This window comes from Streptomyces amritsarensis (genome assembly GCF_001953875.1).
Classification (GTDB): Bacteria; Actinomycetota; Actinomycetes; order Streptomycetales; family Streptomycetaceae; genus Streptomyces; species Streptomyces amritsarensis.
The window spans coordinates 1-15,392 of sequence record NZ_MQUR01000096.1 but is presented as its reverse complement, the minus strand read 5'-3'; the positions used below and the strand labels follow the sequence as shown (position 1 = coordinate 15,392).

The following is a 15,392-nucleotide window of genomic DNA, read 5'->3' as shown; positions in this document are numbered from 1 at the left end:
TCGTGCGAGCGGGTTCAGCGCTCGAAGAGGTCGCGCAGGTAGGTGGCGGACCGGTGCTCGAGGTGCTCGGTGAGCAGCCGTCGGGCGTCGGCCTTGTCCTGCGCAGGGACCGTGTCGGCGGCGAGGCCGAGTTCCGCCGTCCGGGCGAGGGCGTAGAACTCCTCGCGGAGCAGGGAACAGGTCACGGCGTCGAAGTGGCGTCCGTCGACGAAGAAGTAGTCGCGCAGGACGCCCTCGACGACGAATCCCGCGTCGACGATGATCTGCAGCATGTGCTTGTTGTGGGTGCCGAGGGTCATCTGCACCCTGCGGGCGTCGAGCGCGTGGAAGAGGTGGTTGAGGAGGAGGACGTTCGCCTCGACCCCGTAGCCCTGGGTCCACAGACCGGAGGCTCCGATGACCGACCCGATGGTGTAGCTGCCGTGGTAGGCCAGCGGACCCCAGTTGACCGCGCCGATCCGCTCGCCCTCGTGGGTGACGACCATCAGGAAGGACATGCCGCCCTGACGGGCGGCCTGCTGGATCTCCGGGCCGGTGAGCAGCTGCCGGGCGCCCGAGGAATAGGTGCTGGCGGCGGTCATCGACCAGTCGGCGATGCGCTCGAAGTCGGCCTCGGTGCAGCGCTGGAGCGAGACGAAGTCCCCCCGCATCAGCCCTCCCAGCGGCGTACGGCCAGTACGGCATTGTGGCCGCCGAACCCGAAGGAGTTGCTGATGGCCGTCCGTACGGTGTGCTCCTGGGCCCGGTTGGGGACGAAGTTGAGCTCCGTGTCCTCGGGGTCGTCGCAGTTGAGGGTGGGCGGCACGATCCCGTGGGCCATGGCCTGCATCGTGGCGATCAGTTCCACCGTGCCCGCACCGGCGATCAGGTGGCCGATCATCGACTTGATGGAGCTGATCGGGATGCGGGTGGCGTGGTCGCCGAACACCGCCCGTATCGTCTCCACCTCGGTGCGGTCGTTGAGGACGGTGCTGGTGCCGTGTGCGTTGATGTAGTCGACGTCCTCGGGGCGCAGTCCGCCGTCCTCCAGGGCCGCGGTGAGGGCGCGCCGGGCGCCGAGGCCCTCGGGGTGGGGGGCGGTCGAGTGGTAGGCGTCGGTCGTGGCCCCGTACCCGACGATCTCGGCCAGGATGGGCGCACCCCGGCGCAGTGCGTGCTCGAGCTCCTCGACGACGACGATGCCGGCGCCGGCCCCGAACACGAATCCGTCCCGGGCGCGGTCGAAGGGACGGCTGGCCCTGTGCGGTTCGTCGTTGCGGCGGGTCAGTGCCCGCAGGTTGGCCATGGCGGCCACGTCGAGCCGGCTGATCGGGTCGTCGGCACCCCCGGCGATCACCGCGTCGACGCGTCCGGCACGGATCATGTGGACGGCTTCGCCCACGCAGGTGGCGCCCGTGGCGCAGGCCGTGATGATGGCGCCGGTGGGGCCTTCGGCGCCGTAGCGCATGGCCACCTCGCCGGAAGGGTTGTCCGGGGCGCCGCCGATGGCGTAGTTGGAGTTGATGGACTTGGGGCCGCGCTCCAGCATCTGCTCGACGGCTGCGATGCCGGCGATGTTGGCGCCGTAGCCGGACCCGATGAGCACGCCGAGGCGGTGTCCGGTGCCTTCGGGCATTTCGAGGCCGGACTGCTTCATGGCCTGGACGGACGCCGCGACGGCGTAGCGGCCGAAGTGGTCCATGCGGCGGCTCTCGCGCCGGGACATGTACTCCAGCGGATCGAAGTCGACGACCTCGGCCGCGATGCGGGTGGGCAGGTCGGAGGCGTCGAACCGGGTGATCGGTCCGATGCCGCTGCGGCCCGCGACCAGCGCGGCCCAGAGGTCCTCGACGGTGTTGCCGAGCGCGGTGACCACACCCGCTCCGGTGATGACGACGCGTCGGCGGCCGACGCCGCTGTCCGAGGGGTTGGGCATGGGAAGTCCTTCGGTGTTCGTTGAGGTGTCCGCCCTGTCCGGGCATGCGGTGGTTGCGGCGCCGCGAGGGGGCGCAGCGGGCGTGTTCAGTCCTGGGCCGCGACTGCGGGTACGAAGGTGCTGCCGGGCCGGGCCGTGTGGGCGAGCCGCTGCACGGTCCACTCCCGCAGCCTGCGGGTGTCGGTCTTGCCCCGGCGGGTGATCGGGAAGCGGTCGGTCACCAGGACGTGGTTGGGGTGTTCGTAGCCGGGCAGTGCCTCGCAGAGGCGTCGGCGCCATACGCGTGGATCGCCGGCGTCCGGGTCCTCGACGACGAACACGAGGGCGTGTCCTCGCCGTTCGTCCGTGAGCGGGACGACCCGCACGGGTCGGCCGCAGGACGACTCCGCCTTGCGTTCCAGGACGTCGGGGTAGAGCGTGTGCCCCAGCCGGTGGACGGCGGCGTTGCGGCCGAGTACGTGCAGGTTGCCCGCGTGGTCGAAACAGCCCACGTCGCCCGTAGGGTGGTCGGCGGTGGACGGGGGCGGGGTCAGTTTTCCGTCCGCCGTCAGGTAGCCCGCCATCAGGTCCGCGCCGGTGATCCGGATCTCGCCGACCTCACCGGCGGGCAGCGGCAGGCCGGACGGGTCGGTGATGCGCACCTTCAGGCCGGGCAGGACCCGGCCGCAGCCCGCCGGGTTGTCGGGGGTGGCGTAGGCGATGTTGCCCGCCTCCGTGCTGCCGTATCCGTCGAGCAGGGGCCCGCCCGCGGTCCGGACGAAGTCCTCCTGCAACATCGGGTCGAAGGGGGCGCCGCCGGTGCACCACATGCGTACCCCGTCCAGCCCCGCGCACAGTGCGGGGCGGCGGCGCATCAGGTTGACGACGCTCCGGTACGTTGCGGGGGTGGCGTCGACCACGGTGGCGCCGCATCGCGCGCCGGCGTCCAGCGCCCGGTCGAGTCGGCCGTACGGGGCGACGAGGAGTGAGCCTCCGCCCAGCGCCGCGAGCAGCACCATCGAGATGCCGTACTGGTGGGAGAAGGGCAGCAGCGGGAGGTAGACGTCGTCCTCCCGGTACGGCATGAGCAGCCTGGTCCGCTCCAGGTTCCCGAGAACGGAACGACCCGATTTGACGATGCCCTTGGAGGCGCCGGTGGTGCCGGACGACCACAGCACGAGCGCGTCCGGCCGTGCCCGCCACCGCTCGAAGCCGAACGGCCCGGGCGGCGCCGACGCGGGCTGCGGGCCCGCGGCCGGGACCGGCGCCGAGGCGAGGGCCCCGGTGGTGATGCCGGGGCAGCCGGGTGGCAGGTCCGACTCGTCGTCCACCACCGCGAACCGCACGCCGGCGGCGGCCGCGGACACCCGTGTGTCGTGCTCCGGCTGCTCGGTGTCGACGAGCACGACGGACGCGCCCAGGTGGACGAGGCCCAGGAAGGCCATGACGTGGAGGGGCGAGTTCCCGGCCTTCACCAGGACCCGGGTCCCCGCACCGACCCCCCGCGCGGCCAGCAGCCGTGCGGCGGTGAGCGCCCCGTCGTGGCCGTCGTGGCCCTGCCCGGGGTCGCGGGCGTCGAGTATCCGCAGGGCGGGCGCGGCACCGCGGCGGGGGTGCACCGTGTTCCGCTGGGCCATGGCGAGTCCTGCTCCTCGGATGTCTGGTGTGGGCCGGACGGGAGGTCCGGTGTGGGTCCCGTGGCCGGGACGGGGCATGCTGGGGGTGGCGTGAGCCGAATTGGCCTCGGCTCACGCCACCGCTTCACCGCTGCGGAGCGGTCGTCAGCAGTTGTTGCTGACCGTGCTGGCCGCCATCAGGGCCGACTCCTCCTGAGAGGTCTCCAGCTCCTGCAGGTCGAGGATGGACTCCACGTTGATCACCTCCTTCGGGGCATCGTCGGGACGACCCCGCCGGGTCGGCGGGGCCACGACTTGGGGTGGGCTCGGCTCAGCGAGGCCCGGACGGGACAGGGCGGGGGCCGAAGAACGGCAGGAAGGGCGCTGCGCCGTCGACCGCCGCGGTGATGCCGAGCAGGATGCCCGCGGATCCGGTCGCCAGGTCCGACGACAGGCGGTAGGACTGCTCCCCGGCGAACGCCAGGTGTCCCCGGTGGGCGAGCGCGTGCCAGGCCAGGCGCTCCAGGTGCAGGGACACGGCCGCCCTCGCCCGGCCCTCCGTGTCGCGCCGGGCGAGTCGGGAGACCACCGCCATCAGGCCCGAGCGTCCGTTCAGCAGGTGGGGTTCGACGACGAACTCCGCCTCGCAGGCGCGCCGGATGCCGGTGACTGCCTCGGCGAGAGCCGGATCGTCACGGTGCTCCAGCAGTTCGTCGGCGACCAGGGCGATACCGCCGCTGCCCACGTCGAGGTAGGCGAGCGTGCGGACGCCCCGGTCCGCCACCTGGAGGCTGCCGTTGCTCTGGGGCACGCATCCGGCGAGGTCCAGGCCGAGGGCGCGGGCCGCGCGGTCGAGGTGGCGCTCGTCGCCGGTCGCCTCGTACATCCGTATCAGGAACAGGGCCGGGCCGGACCATCCGCGCATCAGCCCCGCCTGGGCGGTGCCGGGCGCGCCGGGCAGCGCCGGGTCGTCGACGAGGGCGGCGACCCGATCGGCGAGGCCGGCGGCACGGGCGAGCAGCCGGTCGTCGCCGTAGCGCCGGGCCAGGTGGACGAGGTTCAGGCCGATCCCGGACAGGCCGCGGAAGAGTCCCGGGTCGCGGAGCCGGTCGACGTTCGCGTCGGCCTGCCCGACCAGCCACAGGGCCTCCTCGTCATGACCGAATCCCGCCAGGACGTGCGCGGTTCCGTGCAGGCCCGTGTAGAACCCGGGCACCGGGTGGAGGCCGTCCCGCACCCGCTCCAGCAGCCACTCCTCGTGGTCCGGGTAGCGTCCCCGCCCGGCCGCGTCGAGGGCCCAGAGCACGCCCGCCGCTCCGTACGCGAAGCACGCCCCGTCGGTGGAGAACTGCTCGGCGTCGCCCGGGAAGAGACGGTCACGGCGGTGCGGGGTGGCACCGGTCAGGATGCCCTCCGCGAGGGACTGGCGTACGGCGTCCCAGTCGGTTCCCGGGCCCCCCGGCGTCACCTCGCAGGGCAGGCCGAGGAGTTCCTCGCGGCGACGGCGCAGCCGGGCCCGCCGCGGCGGCACCGGCCCGTCGCCGACCGCGTCGGCCGGCCGGGGCGGAGTCAGCCGTTCGGTGATCGTCTTCAGTACGCCGGGGGCGAGCAGGTGCCCGAAGCGCTGCTCCGCGGCGTGGATCCAGCCGAGCTCCCTGCCGGGGGACAGGGCAGCGAGCCGGTTCAGCGGAAGCAGGAACCAGGCACGCAGGGCGGCGAGCGCGTAGTGGTCCACTGCGGGGCCGTGGAAGCCGTCCGGCGCCATGAACCCCTGGGCCCCGAGGGCGGAGCGGCCGGCCGGCTCGTCGGCGGGGAAGGCGGCCTCGAAGTCGATGAGGCCGACCCGCCCGTCCTCGGTGACCAGGATGTTGCCGGGGTGCAGGTCACCGAAGACCACACCGCGCTCGTGCACGGCGTCGACGAGCTGTTCCACCCGGTCCGCGAGGGCCATGGCGCGGTCCGCGTAGGCGGCTTCCTCCGCGTGGCCGGAACCGGAGAAGAGCAGCGGGTGGTACGTCGCCAGCCAGAGCCACAGCATCTCGCCGTCGACGTACTCCATCGCGAGGAAGCGGTGTCCGCCCACGGTGAAACGGTCGTACAGCTCGGGTACGCCCTCGATGCCGACGAGCCGCTCCAGGGCCCAGCCCTCGCGCTCCAGCCGGGCGACCGCGTCGCGTCCCCGGGAGTCCAGGCCGGCGCCGGGGCGCGCCTCCTTGAGGACCAGCGTGCGCCCGTCGGCCTCGCGCTCCGCGAGGTACACGCCGCCGCCGTTGGAGAAGTGCAGGGCCCGCAGTACGCGGTAGCCGTGCTGCTTCAGGCCTCCGCCGCTCGCGGGCGGCTGCTCCGTGAGGAAGGAGGGCACCTCGACCCACGCCGGGGCGTAGCAGCCCGGCTTGCGCTCGTCGGGCACGAGGGTGCCGTCGGGGCCGGCCAGGGCGGGGACCCGGTGGCCCCGCTCATCGACGAGGTAGCGCTCACGGAACGCGCCGTAGCGGACGTGCAGGGGGCCTTCGTTCCAGCGGAGGTCGGTGAGCACGTGGGGGCCGGGGCGGCCGCCGAGCAGGGCGTCCAGTCCCCGCAGGGTCCGCTCCAGCTCCGCTTCGTCGGCCGGGTAGACCGTGATGAGCTTCCCGCTGCCCTGCCGGGGCATGTACTTGGCGTTGAACAGCTCGAACAGGTCCATGCCGCCGAGGAACTTGTGCGCCGTGCCGTGCTCGGTGCAGTAGTCCGACACCGTGGAGACGGTGTCCTCGGCGTCCTCGCCGACGGCCGACACGTGGATCTTCCAGCCCTGGTCGGGCAGGTTCGCGCCCGGCGGCCGCAGCACCGTCCACACGCCTCGGGCGGTACGGGTCCAGCCGTCCGGCAGGTCGCGCACGGCCGCGCCGAACTTCCTTGTCTCGCCGAGCTGTTCTCCCGGTGCCTCGTAGAACACCGGGTCCGCCCACCCGTACAGATGGCGCTGTTCAATCATCGTCTACCTAATTCCGAACAGGGGGGAGCGAATGTGTGGGTCAGGGCACGCAGGCCGCGTGGGGCTCGGCGTGTACGCGATGTTCCGGCTCTCGGAGTGGGCCGCCGGCCGCTATTCCGCGGTGGTACGCGGCGCCGTCTCTTCCGGTTCCCGTCCCGGCCGGATCGTCACGATGACCGGCCAGACGAGGCTGTAGATCAGGATTTTGGTCAGGGGGTTCAGCCACGCCAGGAGGAGCGCCCCCCGTTCGACTCCGCCTACGAACCAGGTCATTCCGATGAGCAGTGCGCAACTCACCGTGTAGGCGAGCAGGAACCGCAGCCATGAGCGCCATTCGCGCATGACGCGGTCCCTGCCGTACAGGACCTCTCGCGGCGTTTCCGGGACGCCGCCGAAGCGCCGGCCGAACTTCTCGTCCGCCCACCGCAGGGTGTCGTGGCCGAAAGCAACGGTGAACCCCAGGTATGCGGCCGACAGCCCGTGCCAAATGCCGACCTCGGCACCGCCCTTGAGGCTGATGACCGTGGCACCGAGCAGGACGACGTCCAGCAGGGGAACACAGAGCAGGATGCCGCCGCCGAGCCGCTTCCACCCCTTGACATAGCGAGCGGCCAGGCCGGCTGCCAGCAGGACCCAGAAGAGGATGTCACAAAGAATGATCAGGTACAGAATGGCTGGTTCACCTCTAGGCCTGGTTCTTGCCGCTTGGCCGGGAAGTTGCGCTTTCTCGGCGGCGGAACCAGTCTGCGGCCTCGCCCGAACCGGCGTCCTCCACCTTGATGAGTACTCCCCGTAGTCCCTTAGTTGACCAACGCATTACCCACCCCCCGAAGTTGGTGCGCCCGCCCCCACCTGCGAAGATCGAACCGCAAGGTGGTGACGCCCCGCAACCCGGGGCAACCGCAATAAGGGGGAAGTGTCATGGCCGTCAAGTTAGTAGTCTTCCACGAAGAGGACCTAGTCCGGGCGGCGCTCTCGCAAGTCCTGCAACGCTGGCCGGAAACCGAGGCCGTGGTGGAGGCCGCGGACGCCGACCAGGCCGTGCGGGCCGCGGAGGTCCACCAGCCCGATCTCGTCATAATGGAGGCGCGCGGGAATGCCTCCGAACGGGCGGCGGCGATCCGGGCCATCAAGGAGCAGAGCGACGCCGACGTCCTGATGCTCGCCGAGGAGGGCCGCGATCGGGATGCGCTGCATCTTCTCGGTTCCGGCGCCGTGGGCTGGTTGTACAATAGCGCGACCGCCGAAGAATTGATCGGCGTGGCCCAACAGATAGTGTCCGGATGCGGATTCATCGAGCCGGCCGCCGTGCGTACACTGGTGGAAACTGTTGCCGACCACAATATTTCCGCCGTCGATCGCATCGACGGGGAACGGCTCAGAAGCGCATTGACCTCGCGTGAGCTCGAGGTGATGGAGCACGTCAGCCGAGGGCTGTCGAATCAGCAGATCGCCTCGCGTCTTTCCGTTTCCGAGAACACCGTCAAGACGCATGTCAGTCGCACGCTCAACAAGTTGGGAATGCGTAGCCGGGTGGAGGCCGCGCTCGTCGTGCGCAATCTCCACCCAACCGCTCTCTGAGATTACGTCAGTCGATTTCAAAAAAGGGGAAGTTCAGAATGTCCAGCACCATCACCACCGAGAAGCTCTTCGAGGCAGTGACCGCCCTGCTCGAGGAGATCGCGGAAGTTCCGGCCGACACCGTCACCCGCGAGAGCCACTTCCGGGACGACCTCGACGTCGACTCCCTGCTGATGGTCGAGCTCAGCGCCGCCATCGAGGACCAGTTCAACGTGGACATCGCCGACGACGAGTACAGCACCATCCAGACCGTCGGCGACCTCGTCGACATCATCGCGCGGGCTCAGGCCTGACACGGCGCGGGGCCGCCCCCGCGCCGAAGACGCCGGTGTACGGAGCAGACCTCTCCGGACACCGGCGTCTTCACGTTGCCGGGCACGCGGCCGCGGGGGAAGTGGACCCGCGTGCCCGGCGGCTTCTCACCCCTGCTCGGGGGCCTCCTCCCGGCCCTGCTCCAGGACCTGCTGCGCGAAGCGCAGTGTGGCGACGAGGTCCGGCATGCCCGAGGCGATCTCTCCGCCCTTGTGGGCGGAGACGCCGGGCCGCGGGGGCACGACATGAAAGCCGTCCTGCCGCAGGGACTCCAGGTTGCGGCGCACGGCCGGCCGCTCCAGCGTGCTTTCAGGGATGCTGGGGGCGATGACCACGGGCGCGCGGGTGGCGAGTACGGCGCTCAGCACGAGGCTGTCCGGCATGCCCAGGGCGCACTTGGCGATGAAGGCCGTCGTCGCCGGCGCCACGATCACCAGGTCGGGCCACTCCGCGAGTTCGAGGTGCGGCACGACGCCCGCCGAGGTCCGCCATTCCGGCCCTTCGACGGGAGCCTGGGTGGCAGCCGCCAGGGCGTCGCCGGACACAAGTGCTGCCGCCGAGTGTGTGAGTCCGGCGCGCAGCGACCACCCGTACCACATGCGCATGAGCAGGGCCCAGCTCGGCAGGCCGGTGACCCCGAAGGCGCCGGTCCCCACCAGGAGTACCCGGCCGCGCGGCAGAGTGATCTCGGGCCGGCCCCCCGCCGCCTTGCCGGCACTGCGCACAGCCTGTTCTCCGCCGGTGCGGTCTGCGTCCTGCTTCGTCACCATGAGGCCTTCCACTACTCCACGCGAACATGAGTCAAAGGCCACTCGATCACTTTCACCGACCTTTGAGATCCTCCCGGAAGGGCATCTTCAGGTCACCTTTCGAATGACATCGACAACCTTGCCCGCGCCATGCGCGCCGCTTTAGCCTGCACGTGCCATGCCCTGACGTGCGCGGGAGAGAACAGCATCATGCAGATATCGGATTCCGGCATTCTCGATTCCCTCGAAGAGGTGGTGGAGAGGGAACTGAACCGGCATCTCGCCGCCGCCCGTGAGTGGTTCCCCCACGAGTACGTGCCCTGGAGCCGGGGCCGGGACTACGACGGTCCGCTCGACGGGTCGGCCTGGTCCCCCGAGGACTCCCCCGTCTCCCGCGCGAGCCGCACCGCGCTGGTGGTGAACCTGCTGACCGAGGACAACCTCCCCTCCTACCACCACGAACTGGCCGCCGCCCTGGGCCGCGACAATGCCTGGGGCGCATGGCTGCACCGCTGGACCGCCGAGGAGGCACGCCACTCCATCGTCATCCGCGACTACCTGCTCGCGTCACGGGCGGTCGACCCGGTGGCCCTGGAGCGGGCCCGCATGGAGCACATGTCGCACCAGTCCCGGGGGGACGAGGGCGGCGTCCTGGATTCGATCGCCTACGTGACGATCCAGGAACTGGCCACGCGGGTCTCCCACCGGAATACCGGCCGGCTCGCGGAAGACCCGGTGTGCGACCGAATTCTGGGTCGGGTCGCCATGGACGAGAACCTCCACATGCTGTTCTACAGGAATGTCCTCGACTCCGCCTTTTCCCTCGCCCCCGACCAGGCGATGCGCGCCCTCAAGGACGTCGTCATCGGATTCCACATGCCCGGAAGGGGAATGCCTGGATTCGAGCGCGCCGCGGCGAACATGGCGCTCGACGGCATCTACAACCTGCGTGTCCACCTCGACGAGGTGGTCCAGCCGCTGCTGCGCAAACTCGATGTGCTGGACCGCACCGGCCTCGGCCCGGAGGGCCTGCGGGACCAGGACGAACTCGGCACCTTCCTGGCCGCCGCGGAGACACAGGCGGCCTCCTTCGAGGACCGCCGCGCCGCCATCCTCGCCCGCCGAACCTCCCGCCCCTGACCCCCGGGCCGCCCACCGCACAGCCCCCGCCGGCGTCCCCGCCTGAAAAGGGCAACGCGGTCGGAGCGTCAGGCTCGGCCCGTGGGGGGTTTGCGGCTGCCGGCGCGGTAGGGGGCGGGCCAGGGGGCTGCCGGGCCCGCGTAGGACTGGTCGGCGGCCGCGTGCAGGGTCCAGTGGGGGTCGTAGAGGTGGGGGCGGCCGAGGGCGCACAGGTCCGCCCGGCCCGCCAGCAGCAGGGAGTTGACGTCGTCCCAGGAGGAGATCGCCCCGACGGCGATGACGGGGACGCCGAGCGCGCCCCGGATCCGGTCGGCGTAGGGGGTCTGGTACGAGCGTCCGTACTCGGGGGCCTCGTCGGCGACGACCTGGCCGGTGGAGACGTCGATGGCGTCGGCGCCGTGGGCGGCGAACGCGGCGGCGATCTCCACCGCCTCCTCGGGCGAGGTGCCGCCGGGCGCCCAGTCGGTGGCCGACAGGCGCACGGTCATGGGGCGTTCCTCGGGCCAGACCGCGCGGACGGCGTCGAAGACCTCCAGCGGGAAGCGCAGGCGGTTCTCCAGGCAGCCTCCGTAGGCGTCGTCGCGCCGGTTGGTGAGCGGCGAGAGGAAGCCGGAGAGCAGGTAGCCGTGGGCGCAGTGCAGTTCGAGCAGGTCGAAGCCGCTGTCGGCGGCGCGGACGGCGGCCGCCGCGAAGTCGGAGCGCAGAGCGGTCAGGTCCGCCTGCTCCAGGGCGCGCGGAAGGGCGGAGACGCCGGGCCGGTAGGGCAGTGCGGAGGCGGCCACGAGCGGCCAGTTGCCCTCCGGGAGGGGGTCGTCCATGCCCTCCCACATGACCTTGGTCGAGCCCTTGCGGCCGGCGTGGCCGAGCTGGACGCCGAGTGCGGTGCCGGGGGCCGAGGTGTGGACGAAGTCGGCGATGCGCCGCCAGGCGGCGGCCTGTTGCGGGGTGTAGAGGCCGGCGCAGCCGGGGGTGATGCGGCCTTCTTCGCTGACGCAGACCATCTCGGTCATCACCAGGCCGGCCCCGCCGAGGGCTCGTGCTCCGAGGTGGACGAGGTGGAAGTCGCCGGGCACCCCTTCTTCGGCCGAGTACATGTCCATGGGTGAGACGACGACCCGGTTGCGCAGGGTCAGGCCGCGCAGGGTGAGCGGGGTGAACATGGGCGGGGTGGTCTCGTCGGGGCAGCCGAAGTCGCGTTCCACGGCCCGGGTGAAGCGCTCGTCGCGCAGCCGCAGGTTGTCGTGCGTGACGCGGCGGCTGCGGGTGAGGAGGTTGAAGGCGAACTGCCGGGCGGGCTGGTCGACGTATCCGGCGAGTTCCTCGAACCAGCGGCTGCTGGCGGCGGCGGCCCGCTGGGTGCTGGCGACGGCCGGGCGGCGGGCCGCCTCGTACGCGGCGAGGGCGGCCGGTACGTCCCCCGGGCAGGCGTCCACCGCTTCGGCGAGGGCGAGGGCGTCCTCGACCGCGAGTTTGGTGCCGGAGCCGATGGAGAAGTGGGCGGTGTGCGCGGCGTCGCCGACGAGCGCCACGTTGCCGTGGGACCAGCGCTCGTTGACGACGGTGCGGAACTGCGTCCAGGCGGAGCGGTTGCCGTGCAGGGGCCGGCCGCGCAGGGCCTCGCTGAAGGTCTTGGCGCAGCGGGCCGCCGATTCGTCCTCGTCGCAGAGGTCGAGGCCCGCGGCCCGCCAGACCTCCTCGCGCATCTCCACGATGACGGTGGAGGCGTCGGCCGCGTACGGGTAGGCGTGCAGTTGCATGACTCCGTGCTCGGTCTCGGCGATCTCGAAGCGGAAGGCCTCGAAGGCGAAGTCGGCGGCGAGCCAGATGTAGCGGCAGCGGCCCGCGGTGAGGGTGGGCCGGTAGTGGGCGGCGTCGGCCTCGCGGATCGCGCTGTGCACGCCGTCCGCCGCGACCACCAGGTCGTGGGTGGCGCGCAGCTCGGTGACGTCCGGGGCGGCGGTGCGGAAGCGGAGCCGGACGCCGAGCCCGGCGCAGCGCTCGTGCAGGATCTCCAGCAGTCGGCGCCGTCCGATGGCGGCGAAGCCGTGGCCGCCGGAGGTCAGCAGCCGTCCCCGGTGCACGACGTCGATGTCGTCCCAGCGCACGAACTGTGCGCTGAGGGCGGTGTGGACGACGGTGTCGGCGCGTTCGATGCCGCCGAGGGTCTCGTCGGAGAGGACGACGCCGAAGCCGAAGGTGTCGTCCGGGGCGTTGCGTTCCCACACCTCCACGGTGTGGCCCCGGCGGGCCAGCAGCGCGGCGGCGTACAGCCCTCCCGGTCCGCCGCCGACGACGGCGACCCGCAATGTGCTGCCGAGGGGCATGGCGCTACCTGCCCTTCCACTCCGGCGGCCGCTTCCCGGTGAAGGCCGCGTGGAACTCCGCGTAATCGTGGCCGTTCATGAGCAGGGCCTGGGTGGCCGCGTCCAGCTCGACGGACGCGGCCAGCGGCATGTCGAGTTCGGCGGTGAGCAGGGCCTTGGTCTGTGCGTGGGCGAGGGAGGGGCCGGCGGCGAGGCGGGCGGCGAGTTCGGTGGCCCGTACGTGGGCCTTGCCCTCCTCGGTGAGTTCGCTGAGCAGCCCGATCCGCTCGGCCTCGGGGGCGTGGACGGGTTCGCCGAGCATCAGCAGGCGGGTGGCGTGGCCGAGGCCGACGACGCGGGGCAGCAGGTAGGCGGCTCCCATGTCGCCGCCGGAGAGGCCGACGCGGGTGAAGAGGAAGGCGAAGCGTGCGGTGGGGTCGGCGATCCGGAAGTCGGCGGCGAGCGCGAGGACGGCTCCGGCGCCGGCGGCCACGCCGTGTACGGCGGCGATCACCGGGAAGGGGCATTCACGGATGGCGCGGACGACCTGGCCGGTCATCCGGTTGAAGTCGAGGAGCTGGGCGGTGTCCATGGCGAGGGTGGCGCCGATGATCTCGTCGACGTCTCCGCCGGAGCAGAAGCCGCGGCCCTCGCCGCCCAGGACGAGGGCGCGCACGGAGCGTTCGCGGGACAGTTCGGCGAGCAGGTCGCGCAGGTCGGCGTAGGCGCCGAAGGTGAGCGCGTTGATCTTCTCGGGGCGGTCGAAGGTGACGGTGGCGACGCCGTCCCGCCGGGTGACCCGGAGGTGGTGCCACCGTTCGGTCGCTGGTGTGGAACCGGTGAAGGGGCTCACACCACCGACGGTATCACCTGATTGTGACCACCGTCAGAGAAACGCTACAGGCGCGCCGCGTGCCGCGCGCCGGCGCCGCCCCGCTACCCCGCCGAAGGGGTGCCCTGCGGGATCGAATTTCGACTCCGTATCGTTGAAAGAGATAGTTCCCTGACGCCACGAACACCGCACACGTCACACACCGCACACGTCACACACCACACACGCCGCGGCCCTCACGGAAAGGAGGATCCAGCAGTGCCCGAGAACCCCGCCTGGCGGATCACCCTGCCCCACGCGGCGGCCGCCGTACCCCTTGCCCGCGCCCTCGTCCGCACGGCGCTGGCGGACGCCGACGCGCCCGCCGACAGGGACACGGCGGAGCTGCTGACCGCGGAGCTGGTCGCCAACGCCGTCGAGCACACCCCGGCGTGCGACCCGATCGAGCTCGTCGTGGAGCTCCTGGCGAACGGCTGCCAGGTCGAGGTGCACGACGGCGACCCGCAGCCGATCGGCGAGCTGTCGGCCGGCCCGGACGACGCCCACCCCGACCCCGACCCCTGGCAGGAGCACGGCCGCGGACTGCTGCTCGTCCGGACGCTGAGCTCCACCTGCGGCCACCGCCGCACGCCGCGCGGCAAGGCGGTCTGGTTCACCCTGCCCTCGCGGCGGCTCCGGCCGGCCGACGTGCCGACGTCCCGCGTATGACTATGCGTCACCCGGGCCGGGGCGGCCGAGCGTGGCGACGAGTACGGCCTTGATGGTGTGCAGCCGGTTCTCGGCCTCGTCGAAGACGACGGAGTGCTCCGACTCGAACACCTCGTCGGTGACCTCCAGCGAGTCCAGCCCGTGCCGCTCGTGGATCTCCCGGGCCACCTTGGTGCCCAGGTCGTGGAAGGCCGGCAGGCAGTGCATGAACTTCACGTCCGGGTTCCCGGTGGCCCGCAGCACGTCCATGGTGACGGCGTACGGGGACAGTGCCTCGATCCGCTCGTCCCAGACGTCCTTGGGCTCCCCCATGGACACCCAGACGTCGGTGACGACGAAGTCGGCCTGGGCGACGCCGTCGGCGACGTCCTCGGTCAGCGTGATCCGCGCTCCGCTGTCCGCCGCGAGCCTGCGCGCCTGGGCCACCACGTGCTCGGCGGGCCAGTAGCTCCTCGGCGCGACGATCCGCACGTCCATGCCCAGCAGGGCGCCGGTCACGAGGTACGAGTTGCCCATGTTGAAACGGGCGTCGCCGAGGTACGCGAAAGCGATCCGGTGCAGCGGCTTGGTGCTGTGCTCGGTCATCGTCAGGACGTCGGCCAGCATCTGGGTGGGGTGCCAGTCGTCGGTCAGGCCGTTGAAGACGGGCACGCCCGAGTGCGCGGCGAGTTCCTCGACGGCCTCCTGGCTGTCGCCCCGGTACTCGATGCCGTCGAACATGCGGCCCAGCACCCGGGCGGTGTCGCGGACGGACTCCTTGTGGCCCATCTGGGAGCCGGCCGGGTCCAGGTAGACGGTGTGGGCCCCCTGGTCCGCCGCGGCGACCTCGAAGGCGCAGCGGGTGCGCGTCGAGGTCTTCTCGAAGATCAGCGCGATGTTCCTGCCCTGGAGCAGGCGCTGCTCGACCCCGGCCCTCCTGGCCGCCTTCAGGTCGGCGGCGAGCCCGATCAGGCCGCGGAACTCGGCGGCCGTGAAGTCCAGCTCCTTGAGAAAACTGCGGCCTTTGAGGTCGGGGGCCATGGGGTCGCTCCAGCGTCACGGTGACAGGGGATGCTGGAAGTCTATACGATGCACTGCATTGATATACAGAGTGGCGGTGTGAGGTCTCCCGGACCGGCGGCAGGGCCGCCTGTTCAGACGGCGTCCCGCTCCACCGGACAGCTCATGCAGCGCGGGCCGCCCCGGCCCCGTCCGAGCTCGCTGCCCGGGATCTCGATCACCTCGATGCCTTGCTTGCGCAGGTGGGTGTTGGTGGTCACGTTGCGCTCGTAGGCGACGACCAC

General features: G+C 71.5%; 15 protein-coding genes. 4 read left to right on the top strand and 11 right to left on the bottom strand.

Annotation, left to right across the window (positions count from 1 at the left end):
• Positions 1 to 14: 14 nt before the first annotated feature.
• The 6 genes from AVW11_RS29430 to AVW11_RS38105 all read right to left on the bottom strand — a co-directional run bounded on the left by AVW11_RS29430 (position 15) and on the right by AVW11_RS38105 (position 6,826).
• Entirely contained in the window at positions 15 to 650 is a 636-nt protein-coding gene (locus AVW11_RS29430; RefSeq protein WP_076046519.1) for a GNAT family N-acetyltransferase, read from the bottom strand.
• A complete protein-coding gene (fabF, locus tag AVW11_RS29425) occupies positions 650 to 1,915 on the bottom strand; it encodes a beta-ketoacyl-ACP synthase II (protein ID WP_060180522.1) in 1,266 nt (421 codons plus the stop codon). Before fabF ends, AVW11_RS29430 begins: the two co-directional genes overlap by 1 nt.
• A gap of 86 nt (positions 1,916 to 2,001) precedes the next feature.
• Positions 2,002 to 3,531 (bottom strand): class I adenylate-forming enzyme family protein, encoded by a 1,530-nt coding sequence (locus AVW11_RS29420; RefSeq protein ID WP_079250847.1) that lies wholly within the window; start codon positions 3,529 to 3,531, stop codon positions 2,002 to 2,004.
• Positions 3,532 to 3,675: 144 nt separating this feature from the next.
• Positions 3,676 to 3,765 (bottom strand): class III lanthipeptide, encoded by a 90-nt coding sequence (locus tag AVW11_RS38110; protein WP_199838249.1) that lies wholly within the window; start codon positions 3,763 to 3,765, stop codon positions 3,676 to 3,678.
• Positions 3,766 to 3,841: 76 nt separating this feature from the next.
• Positions 3,842 to 6,484: a class III lanthionine synthetase LanKC gene (gene lanKC, locus AVW11_RS29415; RefSeq protein ID WP_076046518.1), complete on the bottom strand. Its 2,643-nt coding sequence runs from the start codon at positions 6,482 to 6,484 to the stop codon at positions 3,842 to 3,844.
• Between the two features lie 111 nt (positions 6,485 to 6,595).
• Complete coding sequence (locus AVW11_RS38105) at positions 6,596 to 6,826, bottom strand: hypothetical protein (RefSeq protein ID WP_199838250.1); 231 nt, start codon at positions 6,824 to 6,826, stop codon at positions 6,596 to 6,598.
• A 579-nt stretch (positions 6,827 to 7,405) separates the two neighbouring features.
• On the opposite strand from AVW11_RS38105, the gene AVW11_RS29405 reads away from it, so the two are divergent.
• Both AVW11_RS29405 and AVW11_RS29400 read left to right on the top strand, forming a co-directional pair.
• The gene (locus tag AVW11_RS29405; protein WP_060180525.1) at positions 7,406 to 8,065 is read left to right on the top strand and encodes a LuxR C-terminal-related transcriptional regulator; all 660 of its coding nucleotides are present in this window, start codon (positions 7,406 to 7,408) and stop codon (positions 8,063 to 8,065) included.
• A 38-nt stretch (positions 8,066 to 8,103) separates the two neighbouring features.
• The gene (locus tag AVW11_RS29400) at positions 8,104 to 8,358 is read left to right on the top strand and encodes an acyl carrier protein (protein WP_060180526.1); all 255 of its coding nucleotides are present in this window, start codon (positions 8,104 to 8,106) and stop codon (positions 8,356 to 8,358) included.
• A 126-nt stretch (positions 8,359 to 8,484) separates the two neighbouring features.
• Here AVW11_RS29400 and AVW11_RS29395 read toward each other — a convergent pair whose 3' ends face one another.
• Positions 8,485 to 9,147, bottom strand: a complete 663-nt coding sequence (locus AVW11_RS29395) for a flavoprotein (RefSeq protein WP_060180527.1) — start codon at positions 9,145 to 9,147, stop codon at positions 8,485 to 8,487.
• A 189-nt stretch (positions 9,148 to 9,336) separates the two neighbouring features.
• Here AVW11_RS29395 and AVW11_RS29390 point away from each other — a divergent pair, with 189 nt between their 5' ends.
• A complete protein-coding gene (locus AVW11_RS29390) occupies positions 9,337 to 10,266 on the top strand; it encodes an acyl-ACP desaturase (protein WP_060180528.1) in 930 nt (309 codons plus the stop codon).
• A gap of 68 nt (positions 10,267 to 10,334) precedes the next feature.
• Here the strand turns inward: AVW11_RS29390 and AVW11_RS29385 are convergent, their stop codons facing one another.
• Both AVW11_RS29385 and AVW11_RS29380 read right to left on the bottom strand, forming a co-directional pair.
• Complete coding sequence (locus AVW11_RS29385) at positions 10,335 to 12,590, bottom strand: bifunctional salicylyl-CoA 5-hydroxylase/oxidoreductase (protein ID WP_076046517.1); 2,256 nt, start codon at positions 12,588 to 12,590, stop codon at positions 10,335 to 10,337.
• Positions 12,591 to 12,594: 4 nt separating this feature from the next.
• Positions 12,595 to 13,422, bottom strand: a complete 828-nt coding sequence (locus AVW11_RS29380; RefSeq protein WP_030849502.1) for an enoyl-CoA hydratase family protein — start codon at positions 13,420 to 13,422, stop codon at positions 12,595 to 12,597.
• Between the two features lie 237 nt (positions 13,423 to 13,659).
• Between AVW11_RS29380 and AVW11_RS29375 the strand changes: the two genes are divergently transcribed.
• The gene (locus tag AVW11_RS29375) at positions 13,660 to 14,109 is read left to right on the top strand and encodes an ATP-binding protein (RefSeq protein ID WP_060180530.1); all 450 of its coding nucleotides are present in this window, start codon (positions 13,660 to 13,662) and stop codon (positions 14,107 to 14,109) included.
• Here AVW11_RS29375 and argF read toward each other — a convergent pair whose 3' ends face one another.
• The gene (gene argF / locus AVW11_RS29370; RefSeq protein ID WP_076046516.1) at positions 14,110 to 15,129 is read right to left on the bottom strand and encodes an ornithine carbamoyltransferase; all 1,020 of its coding nucleotides are present in this window, start codon (positions 15,127 to 15,129) and stop codon (positions 14,110 to 14,112) included.
• 113 nt (positions 15,130 to 15,242) lie between these two features.
• Positions 15,243 to 15,392: arginine deiminase family protein (locus AVW11_RS29365; RefSeq protein WP_240528301.1), on the bottom strand; the 150-nt coding region annotated here is incomplete at its 5' end.

Bases quoted from the DNA above. Each gene is read 5' to 3' on its own strand.
- AVW11_RS29430 (WP_076046519.1), bottom strand. From the start codon at position 650: ATGCGGGGGGACTTCGTCTCGCTCCAGCGCTGCACCGAGGCCGACTTC.
- AVW11_RS29390 (WP_060180528.1), top strand. From the start codon at position 9,337: ATGCAGATATCGGATTCCGGCATTCTCGATTCCCTCGAAGAGGTGGTG.
- argF (WP_076046516.1), bottom strand. From the start codon at position 15,129: ATGGCCCCCGACCTCAAAGGCCGCAGTTTTCTCAAGGAGCTGGACTTC.
- AVW11_RS29395 (WP_060180527.1), bottom strand. From the start codon at position 9,147: ATGGTGACGAAGCAGGACGCAGACCGCACCGGCGGAGAACAGGCTGTG.
- AVW11_RS29405 (WP_060180525.1), top strand. From the start codon at position 7,406: ATGGCCGTCAAGTTAGTAGTCTTCCACGAAGAGGACCTAGTCCGGGCG.
- AVW11_RS29400 (WP_060180526.1), top strand. From the start codon at position 8,104: ATGTCCAGCACCATCACCACCGAGAAGCTCTTCGAGGCAGTGACCGCC.
- fabF (WP_060180522.1), bottom strand. From the start codon at position 1,915: ATGCCCAACCCCTCGGACAGCGGCGTCGGCCGCCGACGCGTCGTCATC.
- lanKC (WP_076046518.1), bottom strand. From the start codon at position 6,484: ATGATTGAACAGCGCCATCTGTACGGGTGGGCGGACCCGGTGTTCTAC.
- AVW11_RS29385 (WP_076046517.1), bottom strand. From the start codon at position 12,590: ATGCCCCTCGGCAGCACATTGCGGGTCGCCGTCGTCGGCGGCGGACCG.
- AVW11_RS29420 (WP_079250847.1), bottom strand. From the start codon at position 3,531: ATGGCCCAGCGGAACACGGTGCACCCCCGCCGCGGTGCCGCGCCCGCC.
- AVW11_RS38105 (WP_199838250.1), bottom strand. From the start codon at position 6,826: ATGCGCGAATGGCGCTCATGGCTGCGGTTCCTGCTCGCCTACACGGTG.